Source organism: Acidobacteriota bacterium, assembly GCA_019347945.1.
Classification (GTDB): domain Bacteria; phylum Acidobacteriota; class Thermoanaerobaculia; order Gp7-AA8; family JAHWKK01; genus JAHWKK01.
Genome location: JAHWKK010000017.1, coordinates 59,375 through 75,083 on the forward strand (window position 1 = coordinate 59,375; position 15,709 = coordinate 75,083).

General features: G+C 62.5%; 19 protein-coding genes. 7 read left to right on the top strand and 12 right to left on the bottom strand.

Annotated elements, in window-relative coordinates:
• Positions 1–193 precede the first annotated feature (193 nt).
• Entirely contained in the window at positions 194–913 is a 720-nt protein-coding gene (locus KY459_11670) for a pyridoxine 5'-phosphate synthase (protein ID MBW3565374.1), read from the bottom strand.
• A gap of 126 nt (positions 914–1,039) precedes the next feature.
• Between KY459_11670 and KY459_11675 the strand changes: the two genes are divergently transcribed.
• Positions 1,040–2,935: an ABC-F family ATP-binding cassette domain-containing protein gene (locus KY459_11675; protein MBW3565375.1), complete on the top strand. Its 1,896-nt coding sequence runs from the start codon at positions 1,040–1,042 to the stop codon at positions 2,933–2,935.
• Positions 2,932–4,185 carry a CinA family nicotinamide mononucleotide deamidase-related protein gene (locus KY459_11680; GenBank protein MBW3565376.1) on the top strand — a complete coding sequence of 418 codons (1,254 nt, stop codon included), beginning with the start codon at positions 2,932–2,934 and terminating at the stop codon, positions 4,183–4,185. The genes KY459_11675 and KY459_11680 overlap by 4 nt, the downstream gene beginning before the upstream one ends.
• 351 nt (positions 4,186–4,536) lie before the next feature.
• Here the strand turns inward: KY459_11680 and KY459_11685 are convergent, their stop codons facing one another.
• Both KY459_11685 and KY459_11690 read right to left on the bottom strand, forming a co-directional pair.
• Complete coding sequence (locus KY459_11685) at positions 4,537–5,151, bottom strand: DNA-3-methyladenine glycosylase (GenBank protein MBW3565377.1); 615 nt, start codon at positions 5,149–5,151, stop codon at positions 4,537–4,539.
• The gene (locus KY459_11690) at positions 5,148–5,960 is read right to left on the bottom strand and encodes an inositol monophosphatase (protein MBW3565378.1); all 813 of its coding nucleotides are present in this window, start codon (positions 5,958–5,960) and stop codon (positions 5,148–5,150) included. Before KY459_11690 ends, KY459_11685 begins: the two co-directional genes overlap by 4 nt.
• 68 nt (positions 5,961–6,028) lie before the next feature.
• On the opposite strand from KY459_11690, the gene KY459_11695 reads away from it, so the two are divergent.
• The 3 genes from KY459_11695 to KY459_11705 are packed head-to-tail and all read left to right on the top strand — an operon-like array spanning position 6,029 to position 7,303.
• The gene (locus KY459_11695; protein ID MBW3565379.1) at positions 6,029–6,430 is read left to right on the top strand and encodes a prepilin-type N-terminal cleavage/methylation domain-containing protein; all 402 of its coding nucleotides are present in this window, start codon (positions 6,029–6,031) and stop codon (positions 6,428–6,430) included.
• Positions 6,427–6,912, top strand: a complete 486-nt coding sequence (locus tag KY459_11700; protein MBW3565380.1) for a type II secretion system GspH family protein — start codon at positions 6,427–6,429, stop codon at positions 6,910–6,912. The genes KY459_11695 and KY459_11700 overlap by 4 nt, the downstream gene beginning before the upstream one ends.
• A complete protein-coding gene (locus KY459_11705; protein ID MBW3565381.1) occupies positions 6,881–7,303 on the top strand; it encodes a hypothetical protein in 423 nt (140 codons plus the stop codon). Before KY459_11700 ends, KY459_11705 begins: the two co-directional genes overlap by 32 nt.
• Before the next feature lie 48 nt (positions 7,304–7,351).
• Here KY459_11705 and KY459_11710 read toward each other — a convergent pair whose 3' ends face one another.
• Positions 7,352–7,936 (bottom strand): hypothetical protein, encoded by a 585-nt coding sequence (locus tag KY459_11710; protein ID MBW3565382.1) that lies wholly within the window; start codon positions 7,934–7,936, stop codon positions 7,352–7,354.
• 206 nt (positions 7,937–8,142) lie between these two features.
• Here KY459_11710 and KY459_11715 point away from each other — a divergent pair, with 206 nt between their 5' ends.
• Entirely contained in the window at positions 8,143–8,892 is a 750-nt protein-coding gene (locus KY459_11715) for a hypothetical protein (protein MBW3565383.1), read from the top strand.
• A gap of 293 nt (positions 8,893–9,185) precedes the next feature.
• On the opposite strand, the gene KY459_11720 is transcribed toward KY459_11715, so the two are convergent.
• The 8 genes from KY459_11720 to KY459_11755 all read right to left on the bottom strand — a co-directional run bounded on the left by KY459_11720 (position 9,186) and on the right by KY459_11755 (position 13,670).
• Positions 9,186–9,971 (bottom strand): DUF4097 family beta strand repeat protein, encoded by a 786-nt coding sequence (locus KY459_11720; GenBank protein MBW3565384.1) that lies wholly within the window; start codon positions 9,969–9,971, stop codon positions 9,186–9,188.
• A gap of 95 nt (positions 9,972–10,066) precedes the next feature.
• Positions 10,067–10,945 (bottom strand): diacylglycerol kinase family lipid kinase, encoded by an 879-nt coding sequence (locus tag KY459_11725; protein MBW3565385.1) that lies wholly within the window; start codon positions 10,943–10,945, stop codon positions 10,067–10,069.
• Positions 10,946–11,401: a hypothetical protein gene (locus KY459_11730; GenBank protein ID MBW3565386.1), complete on the bottom strand. Its 456-nt coding sequence runs from the start codon at positions 11,399–11,401 to the stop codon at positions 10,946–10,948.
• A gap of 49 nt (positions 11,402–11,450) precedes the next feature.
• A complete protein-coding gene (locus KY459_11735; GenBank protein ID MBW3565387.1) occupies positions 11,451–11,813 on the bottom strand; it encodes a hypothetical protein in 363 nt (120 codons plus the stop codon).
• Positions 11,814–11,815: 2 nt separating this feature from the next.
• On the bottom strand, positions 11,816–12,031 hold the full coding sequence (locus tag KY459_11740; GenBank protein MBW3565388.1) for a DUF883 C-terminal domain-containing protein: 216 nt from the start codon (positions 12,029–12,031) through the stop codon (positions 11,816–11,818).
• 19 nt (positions 12,032–12,050) lie between these two features.
• Positions 12,051–12,209, bottom strand: a complete 159-nt coding sequence (locus tag KY459_11745; GenBank protein ID MBW3565389.1) for a hypothetical protein — start codon at positions 12,207–12,209, stop codon at positions 12,051–12,053.
• On the bottom strand, positions 12,209–12,535 hold the full coding sequence (locus KY459_11750; protein ID MBW3565390.1) for a BON domain-containing protein: 327 nt from the start codon (positions 12,533–12,535) through the stop codon (positions 12,209–12,211). Before KY459_11750 ends, KY459_11745 begins: the two co-directional genes overlap by 1 nt.
• Positions 12,536–12,575: 40 nt before the next feature.
• Positions 12,576–13,670, bottom strand: a complete 1,095-nt coding sequence (locus KY459_11755; protein MBW3565391.1) for a DUF2891 domain-containing protein — start codon at positions 13,668–13,670, stop codon at positions 12,576–12,578.
• Positions 13,671–13,744: 74 nt separating this feature from the next.
• Here KY459_11755 and KY459_11760 point away from each other — a divergent pair, with 74 nt between their 5' ends.
• A complete protein-coding gene (locus tag KY459_11760) occupies positions 13,745–15,505 on the top strand; it encodes a cyclic nucleotide-binding domain-containing protein (GenBank protein ID MBW3565392.1) in 1,761 nt (586 codons plus the stop codon).
• Positions 15,506–15,709: the final 204 nt, after the last annotated feature.

Below are 15,709 nucleotides of genomic sequence, written 5' to 3' on the forward strand. Positions count from 1 at the left end.
CCTGCGAGGTCCTTCGCCTGCCCGCCGACCGCCCGCTCAGGATGACGTCGGCTTGAGTATGCGAGTGCGGTTGTTTCTGTACTCACGGGTGTCATTTCCGTTTCACCGGCGCAAGGCGCCGGTCACTTGCTCAGAATGACGAGTGCTTCTTTCACTCTTCACTCTTCACCCTTCACTCTTCACTCTTCTCTTCCTACCGCCTGACGCCGAGCAGGACCAGCATCTCGGAGACCGCCCGCTCGATGCCGACCAGAGCCGATCGGGCAATGATCGAATGCCCAATGTTGAGCTCCTCGATCTCTTCGATCTTCACGATCGGCTGGACGTTGCGATAGGTGAGGCCGTGGCCTCCGTAGACCTTCATCCCGAGCTTCGTCGCGGCCTTCGCCGCCGTCTCGATCTTGCCGATCTCGTCGTGGCGGCCGGGGCCATTCCAGGAGTCCGCATACTTTCCCGTATTGATCTCGATGCGGTTGACGCCGATCTTGTGACAGCCTCGAATCTGCTCGAGGTTCGGATCGACGAAGATCGCGACCCTGATTCCGGAGCCGACGAGCTCTGAGACGATCTGCTGGAGATTGCCCGTGTGAAAAGAGACGTCGAGGCCGCCTTCGGTCGTGATCTCGTCGGTTCTTTCCGGCACGAGAGTCACCTGATGCGGTTTGAGACTCTGCGCGACCCGGACCATCTCGCGGGTCGCCGCCATCTCGACGTTGAGCTTCGTAAGCACGACGCGGCGCAGAACCTCGACGTCCCGATCCTGAATGTGCCGCCGGTCGCCTCTGAGATGAACGGTGATCCCATGCGCGCCGGCGAGCTCGCAGAGAATCGCCGCGGCAACCGGATCCGGCTCGTCGGCCTGGCGTGCCTGCCGGATGGTCGCGATGTGATCGATATTGACTGCGAGACGCATTGGTACGAGACGATAGCCGAACTGCGTTGCGTAGGGAAGGCGTGGAATATTGAATGCAGCCGGTCTTGTGTGTCTCTTCGCGGGATTCGTAAGATCGAGCCCGAACCCACGTAAACGGAAACTCGAATGCTATTCAGAGCTGAAAACCTCTCGAAATCCTATGGAGTCCAGGAGGTCCTGCGGGACGTCACCTGGCAGATGAATCCGGGAGAACGGATCGGGCTGGTCGGCCGCAACGGCGCCGGCAAGTCGACCCTTTTCCGGATTCTCACCGGCAGGGAAGAGGCCGACCGGGGGCGCGTCATCACGGCGTCCGGGCTGAGGATCGGGATCCTCCATCAGCACCTCGAGGCCGATCGTGGTACGAGCCTCTTCGACTTCACGCTCGGTGCGTTCGGCGAGATCCTGGCGATCGAGCAGAAGATGCGCGCGATGGAAGAACAGCTCGCGGAGGCGAGCGATACCGAAGAACAGGGGCGGCTGCTCGACCGCTACGCGAAGCATCAGCACGACTACGAGCACAAGGACGGCTACGGAATTCATGCGGAGGTCGAGCGGGTGCTGACGGGTGTTGGATTCCTCGAGGATGAGTGGAACCGCCCGGTCACCCAGTTCAGTGGAGGACAGCAGAACCGGGCGATGCTCGCGCGGATGCTTCTAAGCGAAGTCGATCTGCTTCTGCTCGACGAGCCGACCAACCACCTCGACCTTCGCGGAATCGAGTTCCTCGAGTCCTTTCTCGCAGGCTACGACAAGGCGTTCCTGCTCGTTTCACACGACCGTACCTTTCTTAACCGGACGGTCTCCCGGATCGTGGAGCTGACGAACGGCCGGCTCATCGAGTACACCGGAAACTACGATCGCTTCATCGCGCAGAGAGAGGCGAGGATGGAGCAGCTTTTCGCCGAGTGGGAACAGCAGCAGGCGTACATCGAGCGCACCGAGGAGTTCATCCGGCGGAACATCGCCGGGCAGAAGACCAAGCAGGCGAAGTCACGCAGGAAACTGCTCGCGCGGATGGATCGAGTCGACAGGCCGGAGTCTGACGAGACGTATGCGAAGTTCGATCTCGACGCCGGACCCCGTTCGTCCGCCGTCGCGATGTCGATCGAGAAGCTGGTGGTCGGTCGCAACGGAACGCCGGTGGCGGGGCCGCTCGATCTCCTCGTCCGACGTGGAGAGCGATACGCGATCCTCGGGCCGAACGGCGCCGGAAAATCGACGCTTCTGAAAACGCTCGCCGGGCGTCTCGAGCCGGTCGAGGGGGAAGTGCGGCTCGGTTCCGGGATCTCGCTCGGCTACTACGACCAGACCCTCGACGATCTGGCACTCGACAAGACAGTTCTCGACGAGATCTGGGACCTCGACCACCGCCAGACCGAGGAGCAGGTCCGAAGTTATGTCGCGCGGTTCTCTTTTCAGGGGGATGACGTCTTCAAGAAGGTTTCGGCGCTGTCCGGCGGTGAAAAGGGGCGCCTCGCGCTGGCAAAGATCATGTTCGAGGCGGGCAACGTCCTGCTGCTGGACGAGCCGACGAATCATCTCGATGTCTTCACGCGCGAATCGCTCGAGGAAGCGCTCGAGGCGTTCACGGGCGTGCTGATCGTCGTGTCGCACGATCGCTACTTCGTCGACCGTGTGGCGGAGATGGTGCTGCTGGTCGAGGACGGCGAGGTCGATCTCCACTACGGAAACTACACCGAAGTGGTCGAGAAACTGACGAGGCAAGCTGACATGGCAGTGAAGGAGAACACCGTAGAACAGACGCGCGCACCGCGCGAAGAGCCTCGGCGTCGCGAATCCGGGAAGAGCTCGCGGGCCGAGATCGGCGAGCTCGAAAAGCGAATCGAGCAGCTCGAGGCTGAATGCGTCGCCAACGATGAAGCTCTCTGCGATCCGGAGGTCTACGAGGATGGACAGAGGGTGCGGGAGATACAGGCGACGAATCTGCAGCACCGGAAGGAGCTCCAGGATCTCTACCGCCGCTGGGACGAGTTGACCGTGGAGAAGGAAGTCCGATGAAAGTCGCTGTGATCGTCGTGGGAACGGAGCTTCTCGGTCCCGACCGGGTCGATACGAATTCTCTGGCGGTCACACGGGCGTTCGAGCGGCGCGCGCTCTCGATTACCCGCAAGACCGTCGTCGGCGACGATCTCGAGGACATCGTGAACGTTCTGAGGGCGGCGGCCGCCGAATTCGACGTGATCGTCATGACGGGCGGGCTGGGACCGACCGAGGACGATCTGACCCGCGATGCCGTAGCGAAGGCGTTCGATCTGGAGCTGGAGTCCGACGCGGGGATTCTCGCCTCCCTGAAGCGACGATTCGCGGACCGCGGAATGGAAATGCCGGAGGTCAACTCGAAGCAGGCGCTGACCTTCAGGGGTCACCGGACAATCCGGAATCCACGGGGGACGGCGCCGGGCTTCCACCTGAACCTCGATCATGACGGACGACAGTTGCACCTCTGGATCCTTCCGGGGGTACCCACCGAGCTCGAAGGGATGCTCGAGGACGATCTCTCGCCATGGCTCGACGAGCGTTTTCCTGGCAACCAGGGGACTTTTCGGCGATCCATTCACATCGCCGGAATGGGGGAGTCCGCCGTGGAGCAGCTGATGCGGCCGTATTACGAGCGGCACGAGGGCGAGGTGCCGACGATTCTTGCGACCCGCAACGAGACTCAGATTCATCTCGTCGCCCGCGGGCTTCCGGACCACGCCTATGCGGAGCTGACCTCGCGGGAGAACGAGATCAGGGAAATCTTCGGAGAGCGGGTTTACGGCGTCGACGATGACAACCTCGAGACCGTTGTCGGCAGGATGCTCGTGGTCCGGAGCGCGACGCTTGCCGCGGCGGAATCGTGCACGGGGGGGTTGTTCGGCTCGCGAGTGACCGACGTCAGTGGAAGCAGCCAGTATTTTCTCGGCTCGCTCGTCGCCTACTCCAGGAAAGCGAAAGAGGAGCTCCTCGGAATCTCACCGAAGATTCTCGACGAGCACGGCGAGGTCTCCTCGGAGGTCGCAATCGCAATGGCCGAACAGGTGCGAATCCGGTACGGCTCGACGTTCGGCATCGGAATCACGGGAATCGCGGGGCCTTCCGGAGGAACCAAGCAGAAGCCCGTCGGAACCGTTCACATCGCGGTAGCGAAGCAGGATCACGTCGAGCACCGGAAGCTGATGCTCCCTCCGCCGCGGAATCGCGTGAAGCACCTCTCGGTACAGTCAGCCCTCGATCTGCTGCGTCTGACCATGCTCCGGCAGAGCTGACGCGCTCGAGGCTATCTTTCTCTCTTTCCCCATCGGTCGCCATTCGTGACGGTGGGGGCCCCGAACCCGAACCGAACCCAAACTGAGGGTTGGGTCACAAGTGGGGGTCGGCTCTCCAGAGCCGACTCGCGGGGGGCTCCGGCCTCCCGCAGGCCGGAGACGCAGCTGATCGACGTCGTGAACGCTGAACGTTTCGTGTTCCGGACGCGTTGAATGCGTGTGTTTCTTTCTGGCGGAAGCATGCTTGCGGGGGGCTGGAGCCCCGCGCGAGTCGGGGCTGGAGCCCCGACCCCCAACGGCTGGCGCCTCTTCCGCTTCGCTCCAGCGCTCCGCTGAGCCGGGCTTCACTCTTCACTCTTTTCTCCGTCGATGACGCGATACGAACTCGTTGTCGCGCAGAAAAAACCGCAGGGGCCAGTGAGCCGCCTCTCCGCTTCCTTCGATCCCGATGCGGGTCGACACGCCGATCGAGGATTCGTCGACGGGACTCGAAGGCTTCGTGATCCAGAGTAGATTCCTCGTGAGATCGACGCCGTCCAGATCGCGATCAATCTCCATGGCGGCACACAGCTTCCCGGGACCGTTGGTCAGATCCCGGTCGCGTCTGGCCGCCGGACGGTTTTGTCGCATTCGCTCGACCCCTTCGAACGGCTCGACCGCCCGGATCAGCACCGCTTCGGGGATCCCTTCCTCCCCGGCGACGACGTTCATGCAGTAGTGCATGCCGTAGGTGAAGTAGACATAGGCATGGCCGACCCTGAGGTACATCGACTCGTTTCTCTTCGAGCGGAGTCCCCGCCGCGCATGACTCGCGGGATCGTTCGCACCAAGGTAGGCTTCGGTCTCGACGATGACGCCGGCGAGCGGTCCGTTCGCGGTTTCGTGATGCAGCGTGCACCCGAGAAGCGACCGGGCAAGCGCAACGGTCTCGATCGAGTAGTCGGAGCGCCGGAGTTTGCGGCTCAAGGGTCGAGAACGTCCTCGCTGGTATGCCGCTCGATCAGAGCAAGAAGATCCGCATGAACCGCGGCGGGTGCGCCGACAATGTTGCCGCGGGTCCAGAAGCGGCCGCCCCCGGAAAAGTCGGAGACGGTTCCGCCGGCCTCGAGGACGAGAAGCGCGCCCGCAGCGATGTCCCACGGCGCGAGATTGAGCTCGAAAAAGCCGTCGAATATGCCGGCAGCGGTATAGGCGAGGTCGAGCGCTGCGGAACCGGCGCGCCGGACACCCTTTGCGGTGGCGATGACGTCCTTGAAGATTGCGGTGTAGGTGGTGAGGTGACGCTGGGCGCGGAACGGAAAGCCGGTCGCCAGAAAGGCGCCCTCGAGTCCCGGTTGCGACGTGACCTGCATCCGTTCGCCGTTGCGGAAGGCTCCGGATCCGGCTTCGGCGACGAACCATTCGTCGTCGAGTGGGCGGTAGATCACCCCCGCGAGGAGCTCCCCTTTCGAGCGGAGGCCGATCGAGGTGCACCAGAAGGGAAAGTGGCGGAGATAGTTGGAGGTTCCATCGAGAGGATCGATGACCCACTCGCGCTGCTCGGTTCCGTCGACGCCTCCCGTGAGCCCGCTCTCCTCGCAGACGAAAGCATCGTCCGGGAAGTGGCCCCCGAGTATTTTGCGAATGGCATCCTCGGACTCGCGATCAGCCGCCGAAACCCAGTCGTTCCGTCCCTTGAGATCTGCGTCTGCCTGGCCGAGCTTCTGCCAGTAGCTCATCAGGATTTCGGACCCGGCGCGGGCCGCTTCCATCGCGGCTTCGATTTCGCTTTTCATCGAGTATCCGGCGCCGTTGCGCCACGAGAGTTAGGATTATGACCGATGTGTCGCAAAGGATCGAACCGTTGAAGCAGGCGCCGCGGGATCGCCCGAGCGAGGGATTCACGCTGATCGAGGTGCTGGTCGCCCTGGCGATCCTCTCGTTTGTGCTGCTGACCACCATTCTGGTGCTGCTGGTCAGAAAGGACGGCACCGTCGCGGCGACCGAGCAGCTCCGGGTCTGGCAGGCGATCGAGAACGAAGCGGAGATCCGGCGGTTTACACCATGGCATTCGCTTCCCGACGGCGCGGAGCTCCCGTTCGAGAGTGATCTCGAGATCCTTGATGGTCTGGATGCGACGACGGTCATCACGGTGGAGGAAAAGCTTCCGAATCTGAAGGTTCTCACGCTCGAGGTCATGTGGGGCGAGCGGCGGGCATCGCTCGATGTCTACAGGGCGGAAACCGGGAGGGGGCCGTTGTGGTGAGAGCTCGGAGCTCCGAAGGGTGGACGCTCCTGGAGATGATCATCGTTCTGGCCATCTTCTCGGTGCTTCTCACGATGGTGACCGGCCTCTACGTCGAGCTGATCCGGGTGGATGCCGATGTTCGCGCCGAGCTGCTCAAACATCCCGAGGTCCCGGTTCTGCTGGAGCGATTCGGGCGCGACGTGCTCGATTCCCGCCGGTACCCGAAGACGATCAAGGAGTGGTCGCAGACGGCGGAGGTGTTACTCGTCGAGCGGGAGGCGGGTGCGGTCGTGGTGTGGGATTTCACCCAGCCGGGTCTGGCGAGGCGGATCGAGCTCGAGAGTGGCGTCGAGCGAAGCCGCTGGACGGCGAGAGGATTGCCGGCGATCACGATCAGCGCTGAAGAGATCGTCGAGGATCGAATGGGTTTGCGGATGAGGCTGACCTCGGAAGGAGGCGATCTGATCTATGACCGGATCTTCCAGCCGCGTCCGAGATGAAGGGGGTTTCATCGTCGTTGCGGTCCTCTTCGTCGCGATTCTCTACTTCGGCCTGATTCTGATGATCTATCGCGAACAGGCGGAGTTGATCCGGAGCGTCCAGCGGTACCGTTCATCGGTGATCGTGAAAGTCATGGCGGAGAACGCGGCAGAGGCGGCTGCCGCCGGAATGGCGGAGACCGACTCGGCGACCATCGACGAGACCTCGGGAGACAATATTCTCCAGGCCGACTATTCGCGGAAGGGAAAGAGTACGAGATTCGTGATCGATGCCGGGGCCAGGCATCAGGGACTCTCCCCGGCCGAGGCGCACGTCAGGATCGAGGGAAGAATTCTGCCCGGGGAAATCGTGATCGACTCGACGCGGCACGGACGTCGCGCCCTCGAATGAAGGTGTATCCGATCGAAAGGCGGCCGTCGCGCCGATTCCAGCCCTGTGTCAGTTGGGATCGGTGGCCGTCGAGGCGACTTCGTTCGAGGCATGCTCCGGCTCGGGTTCCGGCTCCGGAGCCTTCACGTTGAAGGAGTTGAAGAAGGAGCTCTCCTCCGCCGCGTTGCGAGACTCGCCGCTGAATCCGATGAAGACGACCTGATAGAGACGATCGTCCGCAACGACGAAGTCGGTCCTGCCATAGAGCGGGCGGGCGGCTCCGCCGGAGTACCGGATGGTTCGTCCGACCAGATCACCATCATCGGTCGATTCTTCCATTTCGATGCTCGTGGCGAGCTCGTTCATCAGGGAATCGCGACCGCTGTCGATCATCCTCTCGGGCTCGGTGATCGGTCCGGTCAGCTCACTGTAGCCGACGATGCAGATTCCATCGCTCCCCTGCGCGATGTAAGTGACATTGACGATCGGGCCGCTGGGAGAATCGACGTTCTGAACCTGCTTCTTCGCTCCGGTGCAGGCAGGAGCAAGCTGAACGCTGAATTCCGTTTCGCGGACAGTTTCTCCGACCATCGGGGCCGCCGTCAGCAGCGCCACGGCCAGAAATACGATTCCTCGGATTGTTGAAGTTCTCATCGGTTGATGTCCCTTTCGAAGGAATTCAGTTGCGGGGTCGTCAACCGCATCATGCTCGATGTTGTTCCGGGGCGGCCAGTTACGGATCGGTTAACGAAGCCGGGCAGAAATGGGAACTGGTGGCGGCCCGGGGGGCCAACTCGGCCCGGTTGCGGAGGCGACGTTACCAGTTGAATCGCCCCTTCCGTGCCTGTAATCTCCCGCTCGTGCGCAGCCTCATGGTCTTCGCGGTGCTCTCGCTTGTTCGGCTCCTGAGCCTCGTGTTCTACCGCGTGGAGACCGACTGGGTCGGCGAGGCACCGGACGACCCGTGGCGGGGGATTCGTCTGATCGCGTTTCTGAATCACACGAGCCTTTTCGAGCCGGTCTTCGCGGCGGGAGTGCCCTCGAGGCTGATGTGGCGGATCGCCGCCCATGGGGTCGTACCGGCGGCCGAAAAGACTCTCAGGCGCCCGATCGTGGGGTTGCTCTTCCGGACGATTGCGCGGCATGTGGTTTCAATCACGCGCGAGCGCGATCAGACGTGGCATGCCGTGCTCTCGCGCATCGGCGACGATTCGATGGTGTTCATCCTTCCGGAGGGGCGGATGATGCGGCGGAACGGACTCGACTCGAACGGCAAGCCGATGACCGTGAGAGGCGGTATAGCGGACATTCTCGCGGAGATCGATTCCGGGCCGCTTGTCATCGCTTACAGCGGCGGGCTTCATCACGTTCAGGCGCCCGGCGAATGGCGCGTAGGCCTCTTCAAAGCTGTCAGGCTGCGGCTCGAGATGCTCGAGATCGGTGACTACCGCTCGCAGATGGGTTACGGCGAGGTGCCGCATGACGTGTTCAAGCAGCGCGTCCGTGGTGATCTTCAACGGCGCCGCGATGAGCTCTCACCGGTCCCCCCGGAGGAGCGCCACAAGCTCACTGCCGGCCGGAACGAAGCGGGGTTGGAAGCTGAGACGTGATCCGAAACCGTTCGAACATTCGTCATCCTGAGCCCGGCGAAGCGCGAGCAACGCTTTGCGCGATGGAACATTCGTCATCCTGAGCCCGGCGAAGCGCGGGCGAAGGATCTGGGCGGCGGCTCGTGAGACAACGCTGGATAAGTTCGTCACGTCGATTCACGACCTTCCCCCAGATCCTTCGCCGACCTTCGGCGGCTTCTAGATGAACCGGCAGTTCGGTCGGCGCTTCGCTTGGTCTGAATGTACTTCCGCGGCTCGAAATCACAACTCCGCCCGTCGCAAAACAGCCTCAGTCAGTTACTGAGGATGTCGACCCCGCCGTTGACCGTCTGGATCCGCACCATCGCGCCTCCGCCGTTTAGATCGCCCTGAAGGCGGTTGCGCGAGAACTTGCGCGTCGCAACCGGGATCTCGGTGTCGATGCTGCCATTGGTCGTCGACGCATCGAGAGTCACCCGCGCATAGGCCGGCAGGCTCAGCCGGACGCGTCCGTTGACGGTTCCGAACTTCATGGACGCGCCCGGATCGACCGAAACGAGCTCGACCTCGATCCTCCCGTTGACCGAATCGGCGCTCACCGAGCCGGAGGATCCGCTCACGTTGATCCTCCCGTTGATCGTGTCGAATCTCAGATCACCATGGAGCGATCTCGCTTCGACCCGCCCGTTCACGGTCGATGCGCTGACGTCGTACCGTCGCGGGACCATCACTTCGAACTGAACCTCCGAGTCATACGAATCTCCGAAGAACCAGCTCAGGAAGCCACTTTTTTCGCGTGGCCGCTCGACGCCGATCTCGAGACTGTCCGCGCTCTCCCGCACCCGGACTCTGAGGGAATCGAACGCCTGTTGCCCATCCTCGTCGTCCCGCGCGTCCAGCCCCAGAATGGCTTTGACGCGAATCTCGTCACGGTCCCACGAAGCGACGTGGATGGAGCCGTTCTCGTTTTCGACGATCAGTCGAGCGCCTTCACGGGCATGCCACGTCTGGTCGAAAGTTTTTTCCCAGGTTTTCGCGGATGCCGCGTTCGCAAGGAGCGAAATGAGCAGAAGGAGCAACGAGGGTCGGGCGAGTTTCATCGGGTAGCCTCCTTTGCAGCACATACGTCGGAAACCCCCGGGGGTTTAACACCCGCTCCGAAATTCACCGGTCGCCATTGGTGGGGATCGCTGAATCAGCGGGCAGGGGGTGCGACGACCCGGAGCTTCTCGGGACCGACCGAGAGCTCGACCGGGGTGGTCGTGAGGAGCTCACCGTCCGCGAATATCTCGAGCTTCTCGGGGGAGTCGAACATGAACCTTTCAGCCCGGCGCTGCTCGACGAAATCGTATCCGAGATGCTCCCCCCGATAGGCTCCTGGAAACGCCTTCAGCAGTTGCCACCGTGAACACTCGTGAATGATGCAGGCGTCGAGCTTTCCATCGTGGATGTCTGCTCCCGGAGAGATTCTGACTCCGCCGCCGTAGCGATCCGTGTTTCCGATGGCGACGAACATGATCCTCATATCCTCGCGCCGGCCCTCCGTCTCCATGACGACCTTCCGCGGCCTGAACGACGGAAGGACTCGGAGTGTCGAATAGACGTAGACCGCCGAGCCCCGAAGGAACCGGGCATGATCTCTCGCATACCGCGCAACGATCGAGTCGAACCCGAGACCGGCTACCCCGAGAAATCGGCGTCCGTTGGCCGTGCCGAGGTCGGTGGTGATCGTCGTGCCTCGAAGGAGGACCTCACACGCCTCCCGGGTCGATCGCGGAATTCCGAGGACGGTCGCGAAGTCGTTTCCCGATCCCAGCGGCAGAATCCCGAGGGTCGCTTTCGAGAGATCGAGACCGCGAACGACGTGGTGGAGCGTTCCATCCCCGCCGCAGGAAACGATGCGATCCCACCCCTCCTGCGAGGCCTCGGCGGCGCTCTCCGCGAGCTCCTGCTCGCTTCTCGTGACGCGGACGACGACTTCGGCTTCCTTCTCGAGGTACTCCGCGGCGCGAGCGGTTTCCGACTTCGCTCTTCCTCGCCCCGCGGCAGGGTTTGCGAGCAGGAGGATCCTCATTCAGAAGAGCGAGATCTGCTCGTCAGAGGCTACGCGCGCGATTCTCCTCGACAGAGGGATTCTTCGTCTCCCGAGCAGCGGCATCAGGTTGACTCTGAGCCATTCGATCGCCTCGCGATGAAAGCGGAACCGCCGCTCGTGCCTCCGGAACCGGCCGTTGTGAGCGTGGCCGAGGATGTGGTGGAGGTATTCGTGATGAATCACCGACTGGATGAACCAAACCGGGACGGCAGGGGTGTCGAGATATGGATGAACGGTGATCGATTGCAGGTCGGGGTCGTACGAGCCGAGGCGGATCGAGGCACGGCGGGAGCGACCGGGGCGTCGCCCCCATCGGACGGCGACCGGAATGACGTTCCGAAAATACTCCCGACGAACCTGTTCGGCGATCGCCTCCAGGTCATAGTAGCGGGTGTCGGTCTCCAGCTCGAGGACGCCCTGGTTCGCCTGGGTCACAATGGAATTCTGGGGGAAGGTGAGCCGTGAAGCAAGGGTCAGTTACGAATCAGTCGTCTTCCGAGTTGCCCATCATCTGGGCGATGTGGGCTGCTGCGGCGGTCGATACCATTGCCGAGCCCGCCGAGATGATCTCGTCGCCCTTCTTCATACCGAGGAAAATCCCGACCCCGGCCCCGAGAGCGACGGAGAGAAGAGGGAAACTCGAAACGTGCTCCTTCCACGATTCCGGCAGCATGTTCTCGAGCTCCTCGAGGACCGCCTGAGGACCGCCCTCGGCGAACGTACCACCGAGGTCGCGCGTCGATTTTTTCCGGTTTTTCCGGCGAGGTGCCTCTTGTTCGTCATCATCGAAGTCGAGTCCTCCGGCGGAACTTTCGAAGTCCTCGTACTCTCGATCGGTATCAGCCATGTTCACTCCTCGTCGTCGCTGTCGCTGCGCAGAAGAATGCCGATGAGAAATCCGGTGGCGACGGAGATCAGAAGAGCCTTGCCCGGACTCTCGCGAACGTAAGTCCGAACCCGGTCGGTCATCGAGCCGACGTCGACCGATTTTGCGCGTTCGCGAAAGCTGGCGACGCGGCTCTTCGGTTCTTCGTTCTGGTCGGCGGTTTCTCTGTTTTCTTCCATTTCGAGCTCCATTCTACGCTCAATAGCGTGCCGAACGGCGTTTCTTTCGTGTGTAGAGCGCCCACAATGCCAGGATCACGGCCAGGAGAGGGAGAATGTGGATGAGCCCTCCGAAGGTCATGCTCATCAGCAACCCGACCAGCCAGACCAGGAGAAAAGCAGCGACGGCTGCCCACATCAGCGCCTGACCTCGATCCTGTTCTCCACGGTCTCGACTCCGGCGATGCTGCGGGTGATCGCTTCCGCACGATCTCGATGGGACGCGAGGTTCACCGTACCCATGAGCACCACGTTCCTGCCGGTGACGTTGATGGCGAACTGGTAACGGCTCAGCTCGCTGTCTGCTCTGAGCGCGTCCCGGACCTCGCTCGCGAGGATCGCATCGTCGATCTGTCGAGTCGGCGCGACGTTGCCTCCGCAGGAGATGAGAAGACTGACGAGAATTGCGCTGGCCATGATCGAAATCGCTCGCTTGTTCATGCCCAGCCGCGGTGCAGAGAGCATGCCTTTGGATCCAGGGATCAGTGGCGAGAGACGACCTTGATCACTCCCGGGGCTGTTCGATGCCGCGGCGGGTCACGAGGTACGTCGCGAAGCTTCCGAGCCAGTGGCCTCCGGCATAGTGCTCAGCCGAGACCGCCTGGAGAGCCGATTCGGCGTGCGCGCGGGCCGCGGCCTCGAGCGCCGGCTTTCGGGGATCGTCCGCCGGCAGACCCGAGGCGATGCCTTCGAGCATCCATGCACGGCTCAGATTGAGCCCGTCGAGATGGGCCAGCTTGCCGTCGCTCCGGTCGGTCACTACGCCGAGGGGAAGCCAGCCGGCGGTCGCCGAACGGGGAATCTGCGGGAGAAAGGCCCCGAGCCAGGCCGCGTACTCGGCGGAGCTCATGACCCTCCGCATCAGATCCGCCTCGGCGAGACAGGGGGAGAGAAAGTCCTGTCCGGACGGCTCCCATCCCAGCGGGCAGCCGGCATCGGCGTCGTAGAGCCGCCGTGTGGTCGCGATCAGAAGCTCCTCGAGCTCGGTGTCGCCTGCCGACCGCGCATAATCGAGGATCAGTCCGAAGGCGAACGCGGTCTGGCTGTGCTCGCCGGTCCGGATCGGATACGCCAGCTTCGGCAACCACTCGGAGATCCGCTCGATCGCGGCCCGTTCGAGCGGCCGGATCGTTCGGGCGAGCTGCGGACCGGGCGGTTGCTCCCACTCCCTCAATTCCATGGCGAGCTGAAGGAGCCAGGCGAGGCCGTACGGTCGCTCGAAGCTCTCCCGCCCCTCTCGCAGGATGTATGCGGTTTCGGTCTCGACATTCGCCTCGGTGATGCTCTTCAGAAGCGCGTCAGTGATCGTTTGCCGGTGCTCCCGTTCCGGCTCCGATCGGGCAACCCGGGCGAGCAGCCAGTGCCCGTGAACCGACGAGTGCCAGTCGAAGCATCCGAAAAACGCGGGCGTCAGTTTACGCGGAGGAAGCACGTCAGCATCGGAGTCGAGCACGTGTGCGATCTTGTTCGGATACTCCCGGTGAACGCAGTCGAGCGCGAGTCTCGCGAATGACTCGAGGGATTCCACCCCGGCGGGACGGATCTCTCCGGCTGCGATTCCGAAAGTGCAGATGGATGCGGCGGCGAACAGCGATGCGATGGCGGTGATCCTCACTCGGTACCTCCCGCTCCACTATAATTCAGCGACCGGTTGCGGGACCGGCAGAGGAGAGGGTGGCTGAAAGCGCGACATCGACAGCGGTCGATCCGAGAACTCTCGAGCTGATCGGCAAACGCTACGTCGAACAGGAGATGTTCGACGAGGCGATCCATCTGTTCGAGATGGCCGCGAAGCTGCGACCCGGCTCCGTCGAGACGAGAATTCACCTCATCCGCGCGAAGGAGCTTCGGGAGAGGGCCGAGAACCGTCGGAGCGAGCGGTTTCGCGGCAAGCTCGTCGAGGAGCGAGCCCGCGACGAGATCGACGCCGCGCAGTACGTCGGTCTCGCCCAGTACTACCTCGAAAAGGATCAGACGACCAAGGCGGTCGAACTTCTCGAGATCGCGAAGATCAAGACGCCGAACGGGTTCCGGCCGTACGAGCTGCTCGCCCGCCTCTACTATTCGACCGCCGCCTGGGATCTCGCTCTTACGGAGGTGAACCAGGCGCGAAAACTCAATCCGTTCGACCGCTCACTCGCCGAGCTCGCGGGACGGATCCACTTCGAAAGCCAGCAGTTCGACGCCTCTCTCGGAGCGTTCATCGACGCGTTTCTCCTGTCGACCGATCAGAAGGGAGAATCTGCCGAACCGATCCGGCGCATGATCAATACGCTCAAGAGGATTCTCGGTCTCGAGAGCCGGGACCTGAACGAGCGTATCAACGACCGCGTCGAAGCCCTCAGGTTGAATACCGAGAGGCTCGAGCTCAAGAAGGAGAATCTCTTCGCGGGCGATACCGAGGAGGTTCTCGGTCAGATCACGAAGAAAATCTCGAGGGAGGAGGCGCGGAGGGCGAGCACGATGGCCGTCGCCAACCGGCTCCGCGAGCTCCAGGTCTTCCGCCACTTCAAGGACGATCAGATTCTGCGCCTCTCCCGATTCGTCAAGGTCGAGGAGCTCGAGGAGGGTGCGGCGCTCTTCAAAGAGGGCGATCACTCGATGGACTTCTACGTCATCCTGAGCGGGTCGCTCAACATCCAGAAGGAGACGCCATTCGGACCGCAGCACCTCGCGCGTCTCATCGAAGGCGAGATCGTCGGGGAGATGAACTTCATCGACCGGACCGAGCGATCCTCCGACGGCGTGGCGACGATGGCGAGCAGCTGCGCTGCTTTCTCCTTCACCGCGCTCGACCGGCTGATGGAAGAGGACAAGTCGCTCGCCGTGGGTCTCCACTGGGCGTTCTGGCGATCGCTCACGGTCAAGGTTCGCGACGCCAACGAACAGCTCAAATTGTTCTTCCAGGAAGACGCCGGCTCGAAGTCGCGCAGAAAGATCGAGACCAAGAGTGAAGGGCAGCACGTACAAATTCGCTCCGAGGACAAGGTGGATCTTTTCAGGGAGCGAGGGCTTTCGGCAGCAGAGATGAAGCTCCTCGCGACGTTCTCCGCGGAGGAGAAGTTCCAGTCCGGGTCGGTGATCTTCCGTGAGGGGGATCGTGGCGACAAGCTCTACATCGTTCTCGACGGACGCGTCCGGATCTCGAAGTTCATCCCGGGGGTCGGTGAGGAAGCTCTCGCGGTTCTCGATCGCGGCGATTTCTTCGGCGAGATGGCGCTGATCGACGATCAGCCGCGCTCAGCCGATGCGAAGGCGCATGAAGTTCCCGCGACGGTGCTGTCCATCGATCGGGCGACGCTCGAGGAGATCCTCGGGATGGATCCGCATGCGTCGCTCCAGTTCCTCAATCTGCTCTGCAGGATGATCAGCCGCCGGCTCCGCGAGATCAATGACAAGATCGTCCAGTGGAAGTACATGTCGGGCGGCTTCTAGCAGGACGGGGTCGGGGGTGGAAATTGTAAGATAAAACCACCAAAATGTGTTTTTTTTTGTAATTGGGGGGGTTTTTTCCACTAAAAACCCCCCCCCCCCCCCCCCCCCCCACCACCCACAAATTTATCGGGGGGGGTTGTGTGACGGTTTGTGAGTTTGTTTGGGCGCGCCGGGGGGCGGGTGGGAGGTATCCCGTGGGGCCCC